At 37.4% G+C, this 22498-nt stretch carries 20 protein-coding genes; 7 read left to right on the plus strand and 13 right to left on the minus strand.

Features of this window, described 5'->3' with window-relative positions:
* Positions 1–33 precede the first annotated feature (33 nt).
* The 4 genes from BME96_RS13885 to putP form a co-directional block, all read right to left on the minus strand.
* A complete protein-coding gene (locus BME96_RS13885; protein ID WP_019376040.1) occupies positions 34–285 on the minus strand; it encodes a hypothetical protein in 252 nt (83 codons plus the stop codon).
* A gap of 283 nt (positions 286–568) precedes the next feature.
* On the minus strand, positions 569–1885 hold the full coding sequence (locus tag BME96_RS13890; protein WP_019376039.1) for a globin-coupled sensor protein: 1317 nt from the start codon (positions 1883–1885) through the stop codon (positions 569–571).
* A 443-nt stretch (positions 1886–2328) separates the two neighbouring features.
* Entirely contained in the window at positions 2329–3285 is a 957-nt protein-coding gene (locus BME96_RS13895; RefSeq protein ID WP_060678471.1) for an agmatinase family protein, read from the minus strand.
* Positions 3286–3305: 20 nt separating this feature from the next.
* A complete protein-coding gene (gene putP, locus BME96_RS13900) occupies positions 3306–4805 on the minus strand; it encodes a sodium/proline symporter PutP (protein ID WP_060678470.1) in 1500 nt (499 codons plus the stop codon).
* A 460-nt stretch (positions 4806–5265) separates the two neighbouring features.
* Between putP and BME96_RS13905 the strand changes: the two genes are divergently transcribed.
* The 3 genes from BME96_RS13905 to BME96_RS13915 are packed head-to-tail and all read left to right on the plus strand — an operon-like array spanning position 5266 to position 10372.
* Complete coding sequence (locus tag BME96_RS13905) at positions 5266–6975, plus strand: serine hydrolase domain-containing protein (protein ID WP_071649335.1); 1710 nt, start codon at positions 5266–5268, stop codon at positions 6973–6975.
* 25 nt (positions 6976–7000) lie between these two features.
* Positions 7001–9067 carry a glycoside hydrolase family 3 protein gene (locus BME96_RS13910; RefSeq protein ID WP_083547472.1) on the plus strand — a complete coding sequence of 689 codons (2067 nt, stop codon included), beginning with the start codon at positions 7001–7003 and terminating at the stop codon, positions 9065–9067.
* A gap of 39 nt (positions 9068–9106) precedes the next feature.
* Positions 9107–10372, plus strand: a complete 1266-nt coding sequence (locus BME96_RS13915; RefSeq protein ID WP_071649337.1) for an exo-beta-N-acetylmuramidase NamZ family protein — start codon at positions 9107–9109, stop codon at positions 10370–10372.
* Positions 10373–10448: 76 nt separating this feature from the next.
* Here the strand turns inward: BME96_RS13915 and BME96_RS13920 are convergent, their stop codons facing one another.
* From BME96_RS13920 to BME96_RS13950, 7 genes are all read right to left on the minus strand, one after another.
* A complete protein-coding gene (locus tag BME96_RS13920; protein ID WP_071649338.1) occupies positions 10449–11291 on the minus strand; it encodes a carbohydrate ABC transporter permease in 843 nt (280 codons plus the stop codon).
* A 31-nt stretch (positions 11292–11322) separates the two neighbouring features.
* Complete coding sequence (locus tag BME96_RS13925; protein WP_026041315.1) at positions 11323–12216, minus strand: carbohydrate ABC transporter permease; 894 nt, start codon at positions 12214–12216, stop codon at positions 11323–11325.
* 84 nt (positions 12217–12300) lie between these two features.
* Positions 12301–13626 carry an ABC transporter substrate-binding protein gene (locus tag BME96_RS13930; protein WP_071650010.1) on the minus strand — a complete coding sequence of 442 codons (1326 nt, stop codon included), beginning with the start codon at positions 13624–13626 and terminating at the stop codon, positions 12301–12303.
* Positions 13627–13724: 98 nt separating this feature from the next.
* A complete protein-coding gene (gene murQ / locus BME96_RS13935) occupies positions 13725–14627 on the minus strand; it encodes an N-acetylmuramic acid 6-phosphate etherase (RefSeq protein ID WP_019376029.1) in 903 nt (300 codons plus the stop codon).
* Positions 14628–14784: 157 nt separating this feature from the next.
* Positions 14785–15648 (minus strand): MurR/RpiR family transcriptional regulator, encoded by an 864-nt coding sequence (locus BME96_RS13940; protein ID WP_071649339.1) that lies wholly within the window; start codon positions 15646–15648, stop codon positions 14785–14787.
* 244 nt (positions 15649–15892) lie between these two features.
* Entirely contained in the window at positions 15893–16342 is a 450-nt protein-coding gene (locus tag BME96_RS13945; RefSeq protein WP_071649340.1) for a flavodoxin, read from the minus strand.
* A 145-nt stretch (positions 16343–16487) separates the two neighbouring features.
* On the minus strand, positions 16488–18047 hold the full coding sequence (locus BME96_RS13950; RefSeq protein WP_071649341.1) for a plasmid pRiA4b ORF-3 family protein: 1560 nt from the start codon (positions 18045–18047) through the stop codon (positions 16488–16490).
* A gap of 136 nt (positions 18048–18183) precedes the next feature.
* Here BME96_RS13950 and BME96_RS13955 point away from each other — a divergent pair, with 136 nt between their 5' ends.
* The 3 genes from BME96_RS13955 (at position 18184) to BME96_RS20070 (ending at position 21040) form a co-directional block, all read left to right on the plus strand.
* Positions 18184–18609 carry a YmaF family protein gene (locus tag BME96_RS13955; protein WP_083547473.1) on the plus strand — a complete coding sequence of 142 codons (426 nt, stop codon included), beginning with the start codon at positions 18184–18186 and terminating at the stop codon, positions 18607–18609.
* A gap of 151 nt (positions 18610–18760) precedes the next feature.
* Entirely contained in the window at positions 18761–20809 is a 2049-nt protein-coding gene (locus BME96_RS13960) for a thioredoxin domain-containing protein (RefSeq protein ID WP_019376024.1), read from the plus strand.
* Between the two features lie 96 nt (positions 20810–20905).
* On the plus strand, positions 20906–21040 hold the full coding sequence (locus tag BME96_RS20070) for a hypothetical protein (RefSeq protein WP_019376023.1): 135 nt from the start codon (positions 20906–20908) through the stop codon (positions 21038–21040).
* Positions 21041–21502: 462 nt separating this feature from the next.
* Here the strand turns inward: BME96_RS20070 and BME96_RS13965 are convergent, their stop codons facing one another.
* A complete protein-coding gene (locus tag BME96_RS13965; protein ID WP_019376022.1) occupies positions 21503–21742 on the minus strand; it encodes a DUF362 domain-containing protein in 240 nt (79 codons plus the stop codon).
* A gap of 109 nt (positions 21743–21851) precedes the next feature.
* Positions 21852–22175, minus strand: coding sequence for a CHY zinc finger protein (locus tag BME96_RS13970; protein ID WP_071649342.1), 324 nt, complete (start codon positions 22173–22175; stop codon positions 21852–21854).
* Between the two features lie 101 nt (positions 22176–22276).
* Between BME96_RS13970 and BME96_RS13975 the strand changes: the two genes are divergently transcribed.
* Positions 22277–22474, plus strand: a complete 198-nt coding sequence (locus tag BME96_RS13975; RefSeq protein ID WP_019376020.1) for a DUF2188 domain-containing protein — start codon at positions 22277–22279, stop codon at positions 22472–22474.
* The last annotated feature ends 24 nt before the right edge of the window (positions 22475–22498 follow it).

Consider the following 22498-nt stretch of genomic DNA (forward strand, 5'->3'; position numbering starts at 1 on the left):
AAATAAGCCTGCATATCGCACGCTTTTACTTCTTTAAAATGCTCTCCGTGCTATTAACTTTTCTGTCCCGGTTGTCATTCTTCTTTCTATCACCATTGCTAACTTTTTATCCAATTGCTTAATATTTTGCTGAAGCCCTTGAAGGTGACTCTCCAGATTAGATGCTTCTGTTTCTAGATTTGAATAAAGTTCATCAATTTGTTGGCCGTTTTCCTTTATATCTTTTAATTCATCCAGCCATTGCGTGATAGAATGTAACAGATCTTCCATCATTTCCTTGGTCAACCTGTTCCCTCCTTATCAAGTTATCTTGAATTTAATACAACTTGATCATAACATTTATAATTTAGTGCAACAAGTGTATATAGGATTATTTTCCAGTTATACATAGGTATTTATAACTGTGTTGGTATAACAGCTCTTTCTAAAAAGTTGGCTTTTAGGATTATTACTTCAAAACTCGAGTAGACATGGATTGGATTTGAAGAAGATGATGTATTAAAGTAGAAAAAACTAAAGTTAACTGGTAAGTAAAAAGCACCCTTCAAAAAGAAGTGTGCTTCCTAAGTTATCTATTCTTCTCTTCCATTAGTTCACTTAAACGTTTTGCAGATCCTTTAATTGTTACTGCTGACTGCTCAATCCCTCCGATAGCCTCCTCAAACATCTCAAGGTCATCCTGAATACGCTGATTACTCTCTTGTGTTTTTTCCATACGACTATCAATTTTACCAAAAGCTGCTTCCGTGTTAACCATCTGTGTTTTAATATCTGTGAGGAAGCCATCTACTTCCTGTAATGATGCTGAACTATTAAAAACCTGCTCATTTGTTTTGTTCACCAATTCTGTCACATTAGTTACTGAGCTTCCGGTTTGTTCCGCCAGCTTTCTTACTTCTTCAGCAACTACAGCAAAACCACGTCCGTGTTCTCCAGCTCTGGCTGCCTCAATAGAAGCATTAAGTGCAAGTAAATTCGTTTGTTCTGCAATTGTTTTAACAATCTCAATAATTTCCTTAATTTGTGTAGAAGTGGTTTCCAATCCTGCCATATCCTGATTTACTTTTTTTGTACCTGACTCCATGTTTTCAATGGAATCATTCATTTCTGCTAACTTTGCTTGTCCCTCATCAGCTGCTTTTTTCGCTTCTATTGCTAATTCAGTGCCTGATTTTGAATTGTTCGTAATTACATCTACCTGTCCAGTCATTTCTGTAATTGAAGCAATCGTTTCTTCTCCAAGTAAAGCTAATTCCTCTGCTGTACCCTCCAAAGAGTCAAGTATTCTCATTTTTGATTTTGCTTCTTCATCTTTTACACGGATCACTTCATCATCATAAGCCTCTAACACCACCTGCTGTTCTAAGTTCAATAATTTAGTCACAACTTTGATAGCAAGGACTCTGTCATCCTGATTTGGTAAATTTTTTATGATAATATTGAGCAATCCATCAAATATTTTCTGGAAGGATGCGATGTACCATTTTTGAGTCAGACCAATTTTTACATGGATTAAGGCAATACGCTTCCTTCGTTGAATAAATTCTTGACTTATCTCCCCTGAAAACATTTCAACAATATGACGATTTAGAGTTTTTTTCAAACGTTCAATGGAGCTGCTCGCTTCGATGATTTCCATTAAGTTAGGATTATGCTCCAAATTTTGATAGAAATTATCAATGATTGCAATATTTTCTTTCTCCACATAAGGCTTTAATGCCTGTGCAACTGCAAAATCGTCTTCTGTCAAATCAAGCATATTTAACTGTTTTTCCAAATCTGATCCTTTAGCAACTTGAAAAATAGGCTTCATTTTTTTGCTTTGTTCTAAAAGAGTTTGCTCTTGCACTTTTTCCAGCTTTTTTCTTTTTAATGTTATTGCCATGCTGTTAATACGCCCCTTAATTTACAGATATAATATTTATATCGGCTGGGTTACTGAAAATATTTAGTACAAAGGTCATGTTTTCAAACTAAATATCCAGTGAAAACATCCACTCTCTATTTAAGCTATAATGGGGCTTTACACTCGTATGATAGACATTCAGCTTCTGTTTCCATGCTTCAATGTCCGTCATGAGCTTGATGATAGACATTCACTATCTGTTTCCGCCCCTTAATGTCCGTCATGAGCTTGATGATAGACATTCACTATCTGTTTCCGCCCCTTAATGTCCATCATGGACTTAATGATAGACATTCCAAATCTTTTGCGAGACTTAATGTCTATCATTCCACGATTTAATTTATATTGCTCCTACTCTTAGAGTTTACTAAGCAATTAGAAAAACCGCCCTAGAATAGAGCGGTCTTCCGTTTATCAATCTATCATCCCTTCATTTGTTCATGCAGAATATTCCCTGCAAGCGCGTATAATACCGCATATGTTACAAAATGGGATGAATTGTCATTTGTGTCCTGCTGTGGATAAACTTCTACATAATCCATTCCACGAATACCTAACTTTGCAAACTCGTGGACAAGCTCTAATAGTTCAAATGATGTTAGTCCGTTACCATCTACAGGTCCACCTGGATTAAAAGCGAAATCAAGTACATCACTGCAAATACTTAAATAAACTGCTTCCGTTCCTTTACTGGCAATGTCATAAGCTTTCTTTGCAAGTTCTGCTAAATCTTTCGCTTTTCGTATTTCTCTTACGGAAATTGTGGTGGCACCGACTTCTTCAGCATATTTCCCTGTTTCCGGTGCATTTCTTGGACCGTGAATGCCCATATGAACAATACTTTCATTCCTAACGCTTTCACTCTCATAAATACGATGGAATGGTGTGCTTCTAGCATATAAATCACCTTGATAATCTTTATAGTTATCGTAGTGGGCATCCAAATGAATAATACCTACCTGCCCATCCACTTCTTCACTTAATGCTTTTACAATTGGATAGGTAATACCATGATCGCCACCAAATGCTACAGGAAATTTATTTGTTTTCCAAACTTCGCTAGCAAAATTTTCAATGCGATTCATTGTTTCGATTGTATCTGCCGGTAAGACATCAACATCACCGAGATCACCAATTTTATAATGACTCAACACATCAATTCCATCTAATTCAGGTAAATATCCAGAGTAACGTGCTGAATTTAATCTGATTACTTTAGGACCAAGTTCACATCCAGTATAATCTCCCCATGTAACCGCACCTTCCCAAGGAACACCATAAATAAGTACATCCTGATCGTTAGTGGAATTATCTTTTAGGTTTACCTTTTTTCCTTCCAAAAAACATGGTGTATTACCGTAAAGTTTATTTTGACTCATCTGCGAACACTCCTAGATTATTATTTTACACCAGCAACTTTATCATATTCTTCAACAACTTCTTTAGATGGCCCACCGCCAAGCAGACTAAAGATTATTATTGCAATACAAGAAAACGCAAAGCCTGGGACCATTTCATATAATGCTGACCCGGTCATTGGCCATATAAATACAGTTAATCCACCAACTAACATTCCCGCTACAATCCCATTGCGAGACGTTTTACGCCAAAATAAAGAAAAGAGAATTGGCGGTCCAAAGGTGGCACCGAATCCAGCCCATGCATATCCTACCAAGTTGAGTACAGAACTTGTTTCGTTCCATGCAATTAGTACGGCAACAATGGCAATAACGAGAACTGAAATCCTTCCTACCCAAACAAGTTCCTTATCACTGGCTTGCTTTCGGAAATATCTCCGGTAGAAGTCTTCAGATAGCGCACTGGACGATACAAGAAGTTGAGAATCTACTGTACTCATTATTGCAGCTAGAACAGCTGCTAATAATATTCCGGCGATCCAAGGATTATAGACCACCTGTACGAGTTGAATAAACACTTGCTCTGAATCTGCAAGTGGTTGATCAAAGGTTACAATCCCTAACATTCCAACAATTAAAGAGCCGTATAAAGGGATAACAAGACCTAAACTGACGCTAATCAATCTTGCTTTTCTAATTTCTTTGTGGGAACGAATTGCCATAAAACGAGCTAATATATGTGGCTGACCGAAATAGCCGAGCCCCCATGCAAGAGCAGAAATAATTCCTACAGCTCCAATCGCGCCTGCTGAATCCCAAAACACCCCATTAGGCTGATCGTATGCAGTATCTGCAAAAGCATTTATTAGACTTGGATCAATCGAGCCTAGCTGATTAAACAGTTCTCCAAATCCACCTATAGATATAAGCCCATAAATTGCCGTAAACGCTAGTGCTGCAGACATTAATGCACCCTGAATAAAATCAGTAATACTTACTGCCAAAAAACCCCCTAAAAAAGTATAGGCTACAATTATAATTGCGCCCAAGGTCAATGAAAAATGATAACTGACATCAAAGGTTCCTTGGAAAAGCTTTGCCCCTGCGACAAGCCCCGATGCAGTGTAAAACAAGAAAAATGCTAGAATGAAAAGTGCGGATATAACCCGCAATAAATGCGATTTATCTCTATACCGATTTTCAAAAAACTGTGGAAGTGTAATCGAATCATTTGAGTATTCTGTATAAATTCGTAATCGCTTGGCAACATACTGCCAGTTGATCATTGCACCGATTGCCAAACCCACCGCAATCCACAAGCTCCAAGTTCCAAGGCCTGCAGCATAAGCAGCACCAGGTAGCCCGATTAATAGCCACCCACTAAAATCACTGGCTGCGGCTGAAAAAGCGGTTACCCAACTATTTAATTTCCTTCCTCCAAGTACATAGTCTGATAGAGTGTGAGTCATTCGATATGTAATGAGACCAATTGCGATCATCACAATAAGATAAGCAATAAACGTTACTAAAGTTGGATTCATTCTTTTTCACTTCCCTTCTCCGTGAAAAAGGTTATTGTTGCCCAAACAATTAGCAATGGCATGGGAACAGCAAACCAGAATAATGTCCAGCCACTAATAGCAAATTCCATCTAAACCCCTCCTATTGAATTAAAGAAAGTTCTTTTTACCTATTACCTTGATTCTTTTAGTTTAAACTAAATATTTTATAAAATCAAAAATTATTAAATTTACTGTTTAATTAGTTTTATGGTAAGCAGATTACAAGTATGCAATATTTTTAACTTGAGATGCTGGCCTTTTCAATAATAACTCTTTTTACCCGGTTTTTAAGTACTATATATTTAAATTTTTCGTTAAATTCAGAACCTTGAGCCCATATACTTATAAGCAATGTTTGGGTTAATCTTGTTTTAATGAAAGCATTTACATATTAAATCAAAACTATCAAGTTGCTTTCAATTACTAAAGGAGGAATCATATGAGAAAAACAGCTTATTTGTCTTTTTCCCTCTTGTTGTCCACCAGTATAATCTTTAGCTCGCAACCAAACATTAATGCCGAAGCTGATACCCCCCCTGCACCAACGATTGAGACAAGAGATAAAAAACAAGCCGTAGCTCAAAAGGCTCATCCTGTCTTTTCCTGGGGTACTCCAGGCCCTACTTCACCGGTGCTTCACCCCGGTTCTGCCCGTGGAGCCGGCATGATTAAGGGACCGTTATCGGATATTGACCAAGTTATGTTGAAGATGATCAATAAGAATGCAATGCCCGGTGCCGTTACACTAGTCGCCCGAAGAGGTCATATTGTTCAACATGAAGCATATGGAGATGCATTTCGTTATACCGATTATGAAGGGACATTAGCTGAGAACTCTATATCTATGAGAAAGGACACCATTTTCGATCTTGCTTCCATTAGCAAAATATTTACAACTACTGCGGCTATGAAACTGTATGAAGAAGATTATTTTGAGTTAGATGATCCAGTAGCTAAATATATCCCCGAATTTGCTGAAAATGGAAAACAAAATGTAACGATTGAGCAACTCATGACACATACTTCCGGCTTTAAGCCATGGATTCCTCTCTACACAATAGGTGAAAATCGTGAAGATCGACTACAATATGTTTTTCAATACCCGCTAAGTAATGAACCTGGTTCGACTTATACCTACAGTGATCTAAATATGATCACATTAGGTGCACTAATAGAACGACTTTCCGGACAAAGATTAGATGAATTTGTAGCTGATAAGATTACTAAACCATTAAAAATGAATGACACGATGTACAACCCACCGAAGCATTTAAAACAAAGAATTGCCGCAACAGAATTTCAGCCATGGACGAATAGAGGACTCGTTTGGGGCGAGGTGCACGATGAAAGTGCCTGGTCGCTTGATGGAATAGCTGGACATGCTGGTGTGTTTTCTACTGCAAAAGATTTAGCAAAACTCGCACATATGTTCATAAACGATGGTCGCTACGGCGGCAAACAAATACTTCAGCCTGAAACAGTATCTCTATTAGTAAATAACCAAATTCCACAATTTCCAGGAGATGAACACGGTCTTGGTTGGGAGCTTTCGCAAAACTGGTACATGGATGGTTTATCTGAAGCCAGCTCCATAGGACATACTGGTTATACAGGAACCTCACTTGTTATTAACCGTAACAATGGCGCCATTGCCATTCTATTGACAAACCGAGTACATCCGACAAGGGAAACAGTCTCCACTAATCCAGCAAGACGCCAGTTTGCCCGGCAAGTTGCAGATGCCATACCTGTTAGTATTCCTGGTAATGAAAAAGCATGGTTTTCAGGATTTGGTGATCAATTAAATCGAACGCTTACAGCCGAATTAACAAACAATCAAGCTGCGGTCCTCACATTTGATACATGGTATCGAACGGAAAAAAATTACGATAAAGGTTTCGTTGAGATATCAAGTGATGGAAAGAATTGGTCTCCTGTTCATTCTCCTTTCACTGGTAGTAGTGTAGGGTGGAAGACCACAGAAATTCAAATTCCTGCACATGCAACCCATCTTCGTTTCAACTATGAAACAGATGCTTATAATAATGGCAGAGGTTGGTATGTTACTAATCTGGGATTAGAAACTAAAGAAGGACGAAAACTACCTCTTTCCTTGAAAAGTGACGATTGGACAAAAAGAGCTTACTAAAAAGCATTAAAGGAGGTTTATAATAATGTTTTCTAAAAAGACGAGCTTTCTTATTATATTGCTTACTATCATAATTTTTAGTTCTCTTAGTACTACTCTAATTTCTGCAGAGGCAGAAAACCACATAAATGATGTCATAATTTTACAAAATATACCTGAAGCAGAAATAAACGCAGAAAATAACCACATTGATTTACAAGCGTTACACCTTTATAAGGATGGACATTTCACAGAGATAAATAAAGATATAACTTGGAGTTCACGTAATAAAAATGTTGCTACTGTAGACCAGAATGGAAAGGTTACTTTTACTGGTCAAAATGGCCGCTCTTGGATTACTGTATCAGATGGTAAATTTACAGATCAAATCGCCGTCCATCATAAAAAAGGAAAACAACTTGTTCTAAAGAGTAAGGGAGAACGCTATAATCTCATTGAACAAGCAGTCGAGCATATGACTATTAAAGAAAAAATCGGGCAGATGTTAATGCCTGACTTCCGTAAATGGGATGGTGAAGACGTAACGGAGATGCTTCCTGAAATTGAACAGTTAGTGAAAGATTATCATTTAGGTGGGATTATTCTTTTTAGAGAAAACGTAGTGACAACAGAACAAACAACAAAACTTGTAGCGGACTATCAAAACGCCGCTGAAAATTATGGCCTCATGATGACAATAGATCAGGAAGGAGGCATTGTGACACGCTTGCAATCCGGAACTGACATGCCGGGAAACATGGCATTGGGTGCTACTCGTTCCCCGGAATTATCAGCACAAGTTGGAGAAGTAATTGGCGAAGAGCTGAACGCACTTGGTATCAATATGAATCTGGCCCCTGTATTAGATGTTAATAATAATCCTGATAATCCTGTAATTGGTGTACGTTCATTTGGTGAAGATCCTAAACTTGTTGCTGATCTAGGAGTGGCCTATTCCAAAGGATTACAAAACACTGGAGTAGCAGCAACTGCAAAGCATTTTCCAGGCCATGGAGATACAGCGGTTGATTCCCATTTAGGAGTGCCTGAAGTGCCTTACGATTTAGAACGTTTAAAAAAAGTGGAACTATATCCATTTCAACAAGCAATGAATAATGAAATAGATGCTGTTATGACAGCACACGTAACTTTTCCAAAAATAGATAACACAAAGGTTATTTCAAAAAAAGATGGCTCGGAAATTTCATTACCTGCCACCCTTTCCTATAAAGTACTGACAGAGTTAATGCGTGAAGAAATGAATTATGATGGATTGATTATTACCGATGCTTTGAATATGAAGGCAATCTCCGATCATTTCGGCTCTGTTGACGCAGTGATTCGAGCAGTGAATGCTGGTACTGATATAATCTTAATGCCTGTGGGACTGGAAGAAGTAGCAGAAGGATTATACGAGGCTGTAGAAACTGGTGAAATAACAGAAGCACGTGTAAGTGCTTCTGTAGAACGGATACTCAAGTTAAAGATTAATCGTGGGATCATCAAGAAAAAGAATCCATTACCAATCTCTGCAAAGATAAAGAATGCGGAGCAGATTGTTGGCTCAGATCAACATAAAGAGGTTGAGAAAAAAGCAGCTGACCACTCAATAACACTTGTAAAGAATGATGCTATTCTACCCCTTTCTCTCTCATCAGAGGATAAAGTTGTTGTAGTTGGCAACACATTTATTACAGATCTTTTCAACGCAGTGAAAAGTCACCATGCGAACACAGAATTGATACAGGCTACCGGACCAATTTCCAATAGTCAGCTTGCTCAATTACAAGAAGCTGCAACTGTAATTGTAGGAACATATACGTATAACGTCAACGGACGATCACCAGAAAGTTCACAAATGCAGTTGGTAAATCAGTTGATAGAACATGTAGAAGCACCTGTCACAGGAGTAGCAATTCGAAACCCATATGATATTATGGCATATCCAGAAATTGATGCCTTCATTGCTCAATATGGTTTCAGAGATGCAAGCTTCCGGGCTACAGCAGCAACATTGTTTGGTGAAAATAACCCTACTGGCCTTCTGCCTGTCACGATTCCTAACCAATATGGTGACATTTTGTATAACTTTGGAACAGGCCTTTCTTATTAAGAAAAATTCATTTTTATAATTAAAGGAGTGTGTTGGAAAATGAAAAAATCGTTTATTATGTTTTTTACGGCACTTCTGATCTTAAGTTCCCTCACTGCTGTATTTGCTGATAAAGGAAAGGAAAAAAGAAAAGAGGAAGGAAATTCAAACGAGCTAAAATTGGGAGTGGAAATTTTACTTGAAGAACAAAAAAGCCTTATTGAAGGAAAACGGGTTGGTTTAATTACCAACCCTACAGGAGTTGATCAGGATTTAAACAGTATTGTTGATCTATTGCATAATGACCCTGACGTCGATCTTACAGCACTTTACGGTCCGGAACATGGGGTGCGTGGTGACGCACAGGCAGGTGAATATGTGGAGTACTATTTGGATGATGAGACCGGCTTACCTGTATACAGTTTATATGGAAAGACACGTAAACCAACACCTGAAATGCTCGAGGGCATTGATGTATTGCTTTTCGATATCCAGGATGTAGGAACACGTTTCTATACGTATATTTATACAATGGCTTACGCAATGGAAGCAGCACAGGAAAACGACATTCCATTTATTGTGCTTGACCGCCCAAATCCGCTTGGTGGTCATAAAGTAGAAGGCCCGGTGCTTGACCCCGATTATGCATCTTTTGTCGGAAAATATCCAATACCATTACGCCACGGTATGACCGTCGGTGAATTGGCAGAGTTATTTAATGAAGAGTTTCAGATTGATGCTGACTTGAAAGTAGTAAAAATGAATGGTTGGAAAAGAAATATGTATTACGATGATACCGGTCTGGAATTCGTTTTACCATCTCCAAATATGCCAACACTGACGACAGCAATTGTGTATCCGGGTGCAGCTTTAATTGAGGGGACCAATGTATCAGAAGGCCGTGGGACAACGAAACCTTTTGAGCTTATCGGTGCACCTTTTATTAATGGAACAGACCTTGCTGCAGAATTATCTAAGAAGAATTTGCCGGGAGTGAAATTCCGTGCAGCCTCTTTTACACCATCCTTTTCAAAGCATAGCGGCAAATTAAGTCATGGCATCCAAATTCATGTAACAAATAAGAAAGCATATAAGCCTGTAGAAACTGGACTGCACATTGTAAAAACAATTCATGACATGTATCCGGAGGATTTTGCATTTCGAGCAGAAAACAGTTCAGGTATTTCGTTTTTTGATAATCTAATTGGCAATGGTTGGGTTCGCGAAGCAATCGAAAGCGGATCATCTGTAAAGGAAATTCAAAAGCAATGGAAACACGAGTTGAAAGACTTTGAGAAACTACGCAAAGACTACCTATTATACTAATATCATTGAATAGTCTCAGCATATATGAGAACCGAAAAAACAGCATCCGCTTATAGGGATGCTGTTTTTATCAATCCTACCCTTTAATTGCACCTTCTGTCATTCCCTTTGCAATCCTTTGCTGGAAAATGGCATATAATATAATAACAGGAGTAATTGCTATGACCAGACTTGCAAATAATGTGCCCCATGCGTTCGTATATTGCGCCTCACTGCTTATAAAATCAATTGCTAGAGCTAATGTGTAATTTTCCTGTGTTTGCAAAAAGATTAGTGCCATAAAGTATTCATTCCAAAATTGTATCGCATTCATAATAGTCACTGTGATAATCCCTGACATACTTAGAGGAGTAATAATCTTCCATAGCACTCCATACGGAGACAGACCATCCATCGCTGCCGACTCTTCTAAGGATTTAGGTATTGTACTCATAAAACTTGTTAAAACAAAAATCGTAAATGGTAACTGACTAACCGCATAAACAATAGACAGACCAATAATATTATCAAGCAAGTTTAGTTTCATTAATAAAAAGAATAATGGGATCCAGCCTAATACCATAGGAATCATCATAGCAGATACATACAATGTAAATAAAAACCGACTTCCTCTAAAATTCAATCGTTCAATTGCGTATGCAGTTGGAATAGCTAGCACCAATGTAATTACTGCTCCCAACACGGTAACGAATAAACTATTAAAGACGCTTGTATCTATATTATAGTTGTTCCATGCATCAATAAAGTTTTGCCAGCTAAAGCTTTCCGGAAACCCCCAGGGATTTCTGTAAATTTCAGCGTTTGACTTAAACGCCCCGAGAAACATCCAAAGAATTGGGTACAACACAGCTATTGTCCATAAAATCAGAGGAATTCGTATCCCTGTTCTTCCAAGGATTTGACCAACACTTCTTTTCACCTTCGTTTCCTCCTTTGCTATTTCTTCTATCTTAGTACTCCACTTTGTCTCTTCGCATAAAGAATTGCAGAATTAGTACTGTTAGTAAGGAGAATATAAGAATCATTACTCCAATTGTTGCTCCATATCCGAAATTGAATTGAACAAAAGCTTGTTGATATAAATATGATCCCATAACATGTGTAGAGTTATTTGGCCCCCCACCAGTCATAACCTGTACAATAATAAAGGAACCGTTTAGTGTAGTTATTACAATATAAAGCACGGAAATTTTAATCTGTGGCCATATTAATGGGAGGGTAACTTTCCAAAACTGCTGCCATTCATTAGCACCATCAATTTCTGCAGCTTCATAATAACTTTTAGAAACATTAGCTATTCCTCCCATCAGCATTAGCATAAATAAGCCGATACCAGCCCAGATGGATGGCAACACCAAACTTGGTAATGCCCATGTTTCACTTCCAAGCCAAGGTCTTGCCCAACTCTCAAGTCCAATAAATTCTAACCCCGAATTAATTAAACCAAGACTTGGGTTATAGATAAAGGTCCATAATATACCTATTACAACAACTGACATAATATTTGGGAAGAAAAAAACAATTCGATAAAAAGGGGCTTCCTTAATTTTCAATTGTGTTAAAGCCACAGCGATAAATAATGCCATAACCATAATACCAATTACTTTTGTTGCCACGAGAAAATAATCATGAATGATTGTTCCGGGAATAATTGCATCATTAAAAAGCTTTATGTAATTGTCGATCCCTATAAAATCTTTATTCTGTGAAGAGCCTGACCAATCAAAAAATGAATAATATAAGCCACTAAACAGTGGATAAAGAGTAAAAATTGCAAACATGATAAATGTAGGAATCAAACAAAAAGCCAAAAAAGTATATTTTTGTTTTTTTGACTGTACCATTCCATCACTCTTTCCTTTTAAAAATGAACGGTATGGGACATGGAGCAAAGGAAATGCCCTATATCCCATACCAGCCTCATTTTCTTATTTACGGTAATCCGCTGCAGCTTTTTCTGCTTCCTGAACAAATTCTTCCGCAGACATATTACCTAACATTAAGGACATTAATGCATTGCCAATTGGTGTCTCTAAATCTGCACTCATCGGGTGTGGCTTCTCATAGATTTGTACTTGCTCTGGATCATTAATCATAGCATTAGCTTCCGTTAAGTAGCTAGGTACATTTTCGTTTTCAGTCAAATCTACCCCAGTAATATTCATAATTGCTCCTGTATGCTCAGAGAAGGACATTGCATAATCTCTTGTAAAAGCGAATTCAACAAAAGCCTTAGCCGCTTCAGGGTTCTCTGCGTTCTCAGCAATTGCTAATGGACGCAAATCAGGTACAATGGCGAAAGGTTCTCCCTTATCTTGCATAGGTGAAGGGATAAAACCAAATTCTAAGCCATCAGGTATGTCATTTGCCATCTCATTAGGCAACCAGAATCCTACTGGAATAAAAGCATTTTCGTGTAGAAGGAAGTTCATTTGTGATTGGGTATGGTTCAACGCTCCCAACCCTTCATCAAACATACCTTCCTTTTGCATTTTTTCTACCTTTTTCATTGTTTCCAAAACTACATCACTGGTCCAGGCTCCCTCTTTACCAGTAATCAAATCTGCTAATAATTCATCTCCACCTGCTGCGCCAAATGCTGGATAGAGCATGCCGCGGAGGAAATAATAAGGATGCTGACCAGAGGTTACAAAAGGTTCAATATCTGCTTCTTTTTTAATTTCTTGCATAGAGCTCATAAAGCTATCAAAGTCACTTGGAACTTTAAACCCTTCTTCTTCAAACCATGCTTTGTCATACCAAGTTCCCCATGTATCAAAAACTAATGGAAGAGAGTAGATTTCCCCATCAAATTTACCTGGCTCCACGATAAAGCTATCAACAAGCTTATCGCCATTATCCAGTTCAATATCCTGTACCCAGTCAGTTAAATTCATCAACTGACCGTCTTCTACCATTTGAGTTTCACTAGATCCAGCACCATCAATGTAGACAACATCTGGCGGGTCATTTGATACCCATCTAGAACGCATCTCATCATTAATATTAGGACCTGCATGCTCAATCACGTTCACATCAGGGTATTTTTCTTTAAAATCCCCAATAACTTCTTTCCACCACGAGTCTCCATATCCACCAACAAAATACTGAATTTCCAAATCCCCGGAGATTTCTCCATTACCGCCTTCTGCTGTATTTTCGGATTTATCGGAACCGCTATCCTCATTGCCACCGTCATCTGATGAACACGCAACTACAAACGCAAGCATTAACATGACTGCAAACAAAAACATCGTGCGAACATTGATTATTTTTTTCAATGTATTTACCCCCTTTATATTTTTAATATATGAAACTCATTAATAGATTATTAATCTATTAATGTTGCTTCTTACGATGATAGTGATTTTATTGCGTTTCTTACATATCCATTGTTTTCAACAATTGCCTTTCTTGCTACAGAAAGCGACACATCACCTTTAATCATGACAATCGCGGGCTTCACTTCATAATTAGTTTGTTGTAGTACTTCCCCTGCCTCTTCATATGTAACATTGGTAATCTCCATAATATTTCGCTTTGCTCGTTCTCTTAATTTATAGTTACTCGCATGTACATCAACCATTAAATTTTCATATACCTTACCAAGCTTAACCATTGTAGCAGTACTAATCATATTAAGGATCATTTTGTGCGCTGAGGCAGCTTTTAATCTTGTAGAACCAGTCAGTACTTCTGGTCCCACAATTACTTCTATATTACAATCTGCATATTTACTTATTACTGATTCTTTATTACTTGATAAAGAAATAGTATATGCTCCTAATTCTTTAGCATATTTAACAGCTCCTATGGGATATGGAGTTCTTCCGCTTGCTGTTATTCCAATAACCACATCTTTCTTAGTGAACGATTTAGCTTTGAGATCAAGAATGGCTTGATCCTCCTCGTCCTCTGACCCTTCGATTGCTTTAAAAAAGGCTTGCTCTCCTCCAGCCATAACAGCTTGAATCAAATCAGGTGAGGTCATAAAAGTCGGTGGACATTCAGATGCGTCCATCACACCAAGCCTGCCACTTGTGCCTGCTCCGACATAGAACAACCTCCCTCCAAGGGAGAGGGAATGAAATACTTTATTAACAGCAAGATCCACTTGTGGCAAAATTGCCTCAATTGCTAAAGCCACTTTTTTATCTTCTTCATTCATCAGTTTTAATATTTCTAAAGAAGACATTTGATCCAATTGCAAGCTTTTGGTATTTCTCTTTTCAGTTGTTAAGCCCGCTAATTCCATGAATATGCCATCCCCCTTATCTTTATATTCACGTTAAATAAACCGCTTACATTTTTATTTAATTTAAATTTTCTTAATTTTTATTAATTATAGTTATGTTGAACTATTTTGTCAACTAATTTTAAAGTTAATAGTAATTTTATTTCAAAAGCTATTTTTAAGTAGTTTCTCCTTTTAAAAAAGAAACTGCTTTTCTTGTCTCATCCAGATAGGTAATCGTTTGCTTATACTCTTGTGATGCCAGACACATTAACAAAATATCAATAACATGCAACTGGGCAATTCGAGAAGAAGTTGCTCCACTTCGAAAGGTTGCTTCTTTTGCTGCTGAAGTATGTAATGGTATATCAGTAAATGGAGTGATTAACGCATTTCCGTATTTGGTTATACTAATCGTTTTAATCTTATTTTGCTTAGCAAGTTCAAGTAATTTAGCGATTTCCTTCGTATTCCCTGAGAAGGAGATTCCGACAACCACATCTTTCGGGCCCTTATTAGCAATTGCCGTAGCAGCCATATGCACATCTGAAAATGCATGAGCATTTTTATTAATACGTATAAATTTTTGTTCTGCATCTTTTGCAGCTAAATATGAGGCTCCTACACCGATAAATAACACGGATTGTGCATTGCTTAATAGAGCAACAGCTTCGTGTATGTTTTTTTCGTTTAGAATATCAACGGTTTCCCTTAGAGTCTGAATAGTGTTACTTGTAACCTTATCTATGATGGTTTTTACATCTTCCTCTGGGTCTATGTCTCGATAGCCGCGTACATCTTCTTCTTGTAAATCCCCGGCAACACGAATCTTAAGTTCTTGAAAGCCACTGAAACCGAGTGATTTACATAGACGGACTACTGCTGCACTGCTTGTATTACTCTTTTCACCAAGCATTAAAGCTGTAAGCAGAATAGATTCCTCTGGATTATTCAATATATGCTCCGCTATCTTTTTTTCTGATGGAGCCAAATGATTAACCATTTCTTTAATTATGGTTAATCCACCCTTAATATGAGACATCTTAGTCACCTCATTTATGTAATTATTATAGCTAATAAATTCTGACTCTAGACAATTCCTGTTCGTAACTGCAGATCCAACTAGTGAGTCGACAAATAGAAGGAGATGCCATCTTACTTATTAGTTCTTATAAATAACATTAGCTGAGGAGAATTAAAATAACAAGTATTTTCTGAAATTTTATTACAATAAAATACATAGACTGTAAAATCTTATTTATATTTTACAGTCTATGTATTTTAAACTACTCTATTCTATCTATTAACTTTTGTGTAAACAACTCACACCTTTTTATGTCTTCTGATTTTGGCGTGAGATCTACTTTAAGTCTTTCATCAAGCAAATCAGCTCCACATTTTTGCAAGCGATCAGCAAGTAAATCAATTGCTCCTCCAAATGTATCGTAGAAGGAATCACCAGATCCAAATACGCCAACAGATTTACCTGTAAGATCTACATCTTCCAGTTCTTCATAGAAATCTTCTACTTCATATGGTAGCTCTCCATCATCCCATGTATATGTGCCAATGAGAAGACCATCATATTTAAGAAGATCATGTACGTCAATTGGATCATACTCAAATGTTTTATTTATCACCTGGTAATCTATTTTTCGCAAGTACTTTTCTATCGCATCTGCCATTAATTCCGTATTCCCAGTCGAACTGGCATATAATATCAATATGTTCCCCATTATCCACCTCACCTTTTATCAATGTCATGTTAAATCAAGTTTAATTGATAATGAGAATTAATTTCAATAATATTTCAAATGCAATTATGCCAATTTTACAACTTTCTTGGCAAAATTGATTTTCATTGGCTACAAATCCTTAACTTTAAAAAGGTGGTATACTATTGTGTAAACCATTGACCAACTCATTAATAATGGTAAGCTCCTGTGTGATTTCTACTGAAAGGTTTAACTCATCTACCAGTGGCTCAATCTGATGGAAAGTTTGTTCATTCATATAAAGAAGATCAGGTATCCCTTCAATCGTTTGGAATAAATTCACAAGTTGTTGCTGAGCAGTTTTATTCTCTATTGTGGTATCGAGAAGATCTTGATAAATAACCATTCCTTGTGTATGATCTGCAGCGATGGATAAGACAGGGAATCTTGGTCTTTCGTTTGGATCTTCTTGAACAGGCAAATCTACGTACTGTAGATTAAATTCTATTTCAGCCTTTATTCTTTCTGTATTTTTTTTCAGTCTTTTAATGCTAAGTTCAGAAATCTCTAACTCAACTTGGGAATCGGTCTGCTCATGGATTAAACGCTCGATATCCCATATCTCATTCTGGAATATAATATTTCCGGCCTGCTCGCAGGGGACTTTGACAATCGAACTTCCCTCAAAAAATCCAGGGAGCTCAAGACCACTTTTGATCTCCTTTAAAACTTCTAAGGTTTGGGACATCGCTACTATTAATAGTCTTGCTTCCTCAGCATCTATTTCCCAAGGATTGTAGCCAGGAACATAGCTTATGAATAAAGGCCATGCTTTTTTGCCACGGAAATTAGTATTAAATGATTTAATGAATTTATACTCATTCCTTGCTAAGTCTTCCCTATCTTCAAAGCTAAGCAGAAGACTGCGTTGTTTCAGCATAATAGAGAATGAATCCCTTCCCCCCGTTGCCGTTTCAATTAAAGATTGAAGTCCAGCTTGTCCAATGTAAACCGCAAGACCAAATGTTTCTTCTCCTGCCCCAAGTACGGAACAAAATAAATTTTCTTTAGTGACAGGATCCACAATGGTGAAAACCTCATCATCCCGAAAATTCTTCCAAGGCTTTTGTCTGTGGAACTCTTTCGCCGTTTTTAATACTTCTTCCCATATGTCTGGATAAATCGCTTCATCTGCAAAAACGACTTCTAAATCGTTGTTCACCTTTTCTACTAACTTTTTACTGTCAGCAAACTCCAGATTAATATCGCCTGCCAACAATTCTCCTCTGCTATCTTCTGGTGGGGCAATATTTTTTGCATTAATACACCTGGGATAGGAGTCCCCTTCTTTAGGTTGAATAATTTTTGTCAAGGTAATTTCATGTTGCCAATCATCCCCATAATCATAAACATAATTAATTTGATCCCCAACAACTTGAAACCATCCCGCAATATTTTCTTCTTCAATATAATACGTTGATGATTGCTTTATACTGGGGCTCCAAAAACTTTCATTGGGATCATCCTTTGATGTCATTCTAATTCGCTTCACTTCTTTTCCATTTGTTCTAGCGACAAAGAACCCAAATAAATGAGATGCTGACCATTCAAATGCAACCTGTATTATTTCGTGCAACTCTTCAAATGTAGTTTGTCCATCAAGCTGAATATCCCTATATACTGGAAGTCCTACATCTTTAAGTACTATTTTTAATTCATAGATCATAATCCCCCACCTCACTTTTCTTCTATCTTAACATGTGTTATGAAAAATTGACTTCTTATTTCTATCAATTTGTTACCTAAAATTACGCTTCATGAATATATTGTATAGATTACAATTATAGCAGGGAGGAAATCATATGTACCATGGCATATCTCCTAAGCTGTTCAGTGTTCCTTATAGCAAAAACCTCATGCAACACCCATATAATTTAAATCACCCTAAAGGCACACCTCAAAATATTGAAAGAGAACAGCAGAATCAAATGAAAGAAAACGATAGACACACGCATGCATATTTTGGAGCTACCATTTGTGAAGATGGTCATACACATTTACATCTTGGAGTGACTGGAGCTGCCATCGAATCAAAGGACGGACATTATCATAAAGTATATGGAAATACTACTTTTAATGACGAACATTTTCACTATTATGAAGCACATACAGGACCACCAATTCAATTACCCGATGGATATCACATCCATTATACAGAATTCAAGACAAAAGAAAGCAATGGACATATCCATGATATTAAAGGATTTACTGCAGCTTCAAAATATTAATTATTCTTTATTGCAGCGATATGGTCCTACTTCTTGTTGCCTGCTGTTTATCACTTATTATTGATTGGCTATCCGCTTACAACTTTGGAAATTTTTTCACAGAATATGGTAAGGTAATTTTAGACACATTCAAAACGGCAGGTGATATATTATGACTACTAACAGAAAACCAAATCGATTAATCTCTGAAAAATCCCCTTATTTGCTTCAGCATGCCACAAATCCGGTAGATTGGTATCCTTGGGGTGAGGCCGCCTTTAATAAAGCCAAAAGAGAAGGAAAACCCATTTTTCTAAGCATTGGCTATAGTACTTGTCATTGGTGTCATGTGATGGCACATGAATCTTTTGAAGACGATGAGGTTGCTGCGTTATTAAATAAACATTATGTGGCTATTAAAGTCGACAGAGAAGAACGTCCAGATGTTGATGCTGTATATATGAAGGTCTGTCAGATGATGGAAGGTCACGGAGGCTGGCCGCTAACTATCTTTATGACACCAGATCAAGTCCCTTTTTACGCAGGGACTTACTTCCCAAAACAATCTAAATACGGCAGGCCAGGTCTGGTTGAAGCTCTTCAGCAATTAAATTTGAAATACACAAATGATCCGAAGCATATTACCGAAGTCACGAATAGCGTAAAACAAGCATTAGCTAAAACCGTCTCTTCTAAAAGCAAGCAAAGATTGAATAATGACTTTATTCATCAAGCTTTTCACCAGCTGGGGAGAATCTTTGATTTTAATTATGGTGGATTTGGCAGTGCGCCTAAATTCCCTATGCCACAAAACAGTTTATTTTTACTGAGGCATTATTATTTTACGGATAAAACAGCTGCTTTAAAAATGGTTGAATTGACATTACAATCCATGGCTTCGGGCGGGATCTATGACCAAATTGGTTTTGGTTTTTCTCGCTACTCAACTGATGAGAAATGGCTTGTCCCTCATTTCGAGAAAATGCTTTACGACAATGCACTTTTACTCAACGTGTTCACAGAGGCCTACCAACTTACAGATCATCCTTTATATAAGAAAATCGGTGAAGAAATTATTACATTCATCAGGCGAGAGATGACCAGCAGAGAAGCTGCCTTCTATTCAGCCATTGATGCAGATTCTGAAGGCGAAGAAGGAAAGTATTATGTGTGGGAAGAAGAGGAAATATTCGATATCCTCGGCAATTCTGTTGGAGAAATTTTTGCTGAAGTGTATGATATTACACCCTACGGCAATTTTGAAGGGAAAAATATCCCAAATTCAATCAATGTTAGCCTAAGAAAAATACTGGGCGATAAGAACCTACTCCAACAATTGGAAACAGCAAAGGAGCAGTTACTGAAAGAGCGCGAAAAACGTGTTTATCCACATGTTGATGATAAAATACTAACTGCCTGGAACAGCATGATGATTGCAGCATTAGCCAAGTCCGGAAAAGTTTTTCAAAGCGAAAACTATACGATGATGGCTGAGAAAGCGATGAACTTCATTGAAAAAAATCTTATTAAACAAAATCGTCTTAAAGCACGGTATCGTGATGGAGAGACTAAATATAATGCCTATTTAGATGATTATGCACACATGATCATTGCCTATTTGGAATTATATGAGACAACCTTTTCTCTTTATTATTTGAGTCAAGCAAGGAAGTTTAGTGAGCAAATGATTGACTTATTTTGGGACGAACAGGATGGTGGCTTTTTCTTCAGTGGGAAGGACAGTGAAGAATTAATTTCCAGAGATAAAGAAATTTATGATGGAGCGATCCCTTCTGGAAACAGTGTTGCTGCTGTGGCTCTCGTGCGGATGGGTTCATTAACTGGCGAAATGTATTTCCTAGATAAGGTCGAAACGATGTATTATACCTTTTATGATGATATAAATAGACAGGCTTCAGCGGCTCCTTACTTTATGCAAAGTCTACAACTTACAGAGAATGCAACAAAGGAAGTGGTCGTGATTGGTAATAAAAATGATCCAGCACGTATAAAACTATTAAACATACTACAAACAACATTCTTGCCAAATGTAAGCGTACTGGTTACTGAGAGATCAGAAGACCTTATAACTATTGCACCATTTGCAGCAGAATACAGACAATTGGAAGATAAAACCACTGTGTATGTATGTGAAAATTTCAGCTGTCAACAACCGACAACGGATATAGATAAAGCAATGGAAAAAATAATTGAAAAGTAAAGTTATTATAGTGGTTGCTACTAACTAGCTGCCACTTATTTTTGTGGTCATTTTCATGTATACTGAAATTATTCATAAATAAAGGAGCCTATCAACATGGTTAAAGTAAAAATGAACGTCCAAACCGCTTATCATGGTGAATTACTGCGTGCTGGTAAAGTATACGAAATTGACGAGGAAACAGCTAAGCGCTGGATTGTGAGCAAGCTTGCCGTACGCGTAGAAAATTAAAAAATCCCATACTATAGGATAAAGATTTGTTATAAAGCAGCTGCGGGCTATAAGAAATAAGATGCTCTTTTACCAAGGTATTTCACGCAGTGGGAGAAAACTGCGACGTAGAGTATAACTAAATTTAAGGAAGTGGATGGCCCCATTGATTAATTTGAGGTATTGAATAAGTAGCTCTTATCTTTAATAGCTTTGAGATATACACCTTAGCGAAGGGGAAATATGGAGACTCCTGCGGGAGGAGAGGCCTCAATGAGACCCCGGAACGCGTAGCGTGAGGAGGCTCATCAGCCGCCCGCGGAAAGCGGAATATTTCCCCGTAGCGGGGATTTACGCAGCCTCTATATACTTAGTTACGTCGCAGTTTATCTATATTGCGAATTGCAATTCATTGAATAACCCTATTAGAAACACTAAGAAAAGGCCGTGGCACATCTGTTTGCCACGGCCTTTTCTCTATATCTATTTATTCGCAAAGAATTCTTCCGCTTTTTCAAGAAAAACTTCTTGATCTGGTGAAAGATCATATTCTTCTTCTATCGCCTCTACCGGGCAAACAGCTTTACATGCTCCGCAGTCAATACAAATATCCGGATCTATGTAAAACTGATCTTTCCCCTCTTCTATGCAATCAACTGGACACACGCTCACACACTCACCGGATTTCTCAGCACGGCATGGATCCAAAATAACGAAAGCCATATTACTTATACCTCCCTTGATCCTTAAACAAAGATAGTTTTACCTATCTATTATTTAATGATACATGATATTGACATTGCAAGTAAACAGCTTAAACGATTTTTCATATTTAGGAGGAAAAATAAAGATGTTTGTGTAATTTGCACCCTGGGTTAAACAATGCTCTACATAAAGGACAGGCGGACTCAGCTTCAAAATTATCTATAGTCAACTCAGCTCCGCAATTACCGCATAATATTGCCTTCTCATCAAATTTTTCTTTTGGCCACAAAGCAGTTTGTCCACAACCATACTCTCTATGACATTGATAACATGGATAATAACTATTACAACAAAAGAATTTTATAGCAACGCGATCAGCCTCAGAATAATAATGCTTGCAACGGGTTTCAGCATCGATAGCTCCTTTTACTTGAAAACCATGTGTTTCCATTTCTCTCCCTCCTCTTTAGATTCTATTATAACGGTTACGTTTTATATTTTACATGTAGGGTAAATAGTAACTAAACACATAGACAAAAGGAGTTTTGACATATGAAAAAGTATAGTGTAGCACCGAATGTGGACGTTACAGGGTGGTTTGTAAAATTGGAAGATGTGGCACCGGAAGAAGTTTACGATGCAAAAGATGATGCGATTGCAGCCGCAGAACAAATGGCGAAGGAAAACAGTCCAAGTTTATTAGAAATTCTAGATAAACACCACAATGTAGTTGAAGAGAAAAGATATTAATAGCTGTTTTAATTATACAACTAA

It is taken from the genome of Virgibacillus halodenitrificans (assembly GCF_001878675.1).
GTDB lineage: Bacteria > Bacillota > Bacilli > Bacillales > Amphibacillaceae > Virgibacillus_Q > Virgibacillus_Q halodenitrificans.

Bases quoted from the DNA above. Each gene is read 5' to 3' on its own strand.
- BME96_RS13890 (WP_019376039.1), bottom strand. From the start codon at position 1,885: ATGGCAATAACATTAAAAAGAAAAAAGCTGGAAAAAGTGCAAGAGCAA.
- BME96_RS13895 (WP_060678471.1), bottom strand. From the start codon at position 3,285: ATGAGTCAAAATAAACTTTACGGTAATACACCATGTTTTTTGGAAGGA.
- putP (WP_060678470.1), bottom strand. From the start codon at position 4,805: ATGAATCCAACTTTAGTAACGTTTATTGCTTATCTTATTGTGATGATC.
- BME96_RS13905 (WP_071649335.1), top strand. From the start codon at position 5,266: ATGAGAAAAACAGCTTATTTGTCTTTTTCCCTCTTGTTGTCCACCAGT.
- BME96_RS13910 (WP_083547472.1), top strand. From the start codon at position 7,001: ATGTTTTCTAAAAAGACGAGCTTTCTTATTATATTGCTTACTATCATA.
- BME96_RS13915 (WP_071649337.1), top strand. From the start codon at position 9,107: ATGAAAAAATCGTTTATTATGTTTTTTACGGCACTTCTGATCTTAAGT.
- BME96_RS13925 (WP_026041315.1), bottom strand. From the start codon at position 12,216: ATGGTACAGTCAAAAAAACAAAAATATACTTTTTTGGCTTTTTGTTTG.
- BME96_RS13930 (WP_071650010.1), bottom strand. From the start codon at position 13,626: ATGTTTTTGTTTGCAGTCATGTTAATGCTTGCGTTTGTAGTTGCGTGT.
- murQ (WP_019376029.1), bottom strand. From the start codon at position 14,627: ATGGAATTAGCGGGCTTAACAACTGAAAAGAGAAATACCAAAAGCTTG.
- BME96_RS13940 (WP_071649339.1), bottom strand. From the start codon at position 15,648: ATGTCTCATATTAAGGGTGGATTAACCATAATTAAAGAAATGGTTAAT.
- BME96_RS13945 (WP_071649340.1), bottom strand. From the start codon at position 16,342: ATGGGGAACATATTGATATTATATGCCAGTTCGACTGGGAATACGGAA.
- BME96_RS13950 (WP_071649341.1), bottom strand. From the start codon at position 18,047: ATGATCTATGAATTAAAAATAGTACTTAAAGATGTAGGACTTCCAGTA.
- BME96_RS13955 (WP_083547473.1), top strand. From the start codon at position 18,184: ATGTACCATGGCATATCTCCTAAGCTGTTCAGTGTTCCTTATAGCAAA.
- BME96_RS13960 (WP_019376024.1), top strand. From the start codon at position 18,761: ATGACTACTAACAGAAAACCAAATCGATTAATCTCTGAAAAATCCCCT.
- BME96_RS20070 (WP_019376023.1), top strand. From the start codon at position 20,906: ATGGTTAAAGTAAAAATGAACGTCCAAACCGCTTATCATGGTGAATTA.
- BME96_RS13965 (WP_019376022.1), bottom strand. From the start codon at position 21,742: ATGGCTTTCGTTATTTTGGATCCATGCCGTGCTGAGAAATCCGGTGAG.
- BME96_RS13970 (WP_071649342.1), bottom strand. From the start codon at position 22,175: ATGGAAACACATGGTTTTCAAGTAAAAGGAGCTATCGATGCTGAAACC.
- BME96_RS13975 (WP_019376020.1), top strand. From the start codon at position 22,277: ATGAAAAAGTATAGTGTAGCACCGAATGTGGACGTTACAGGGTGGTTT.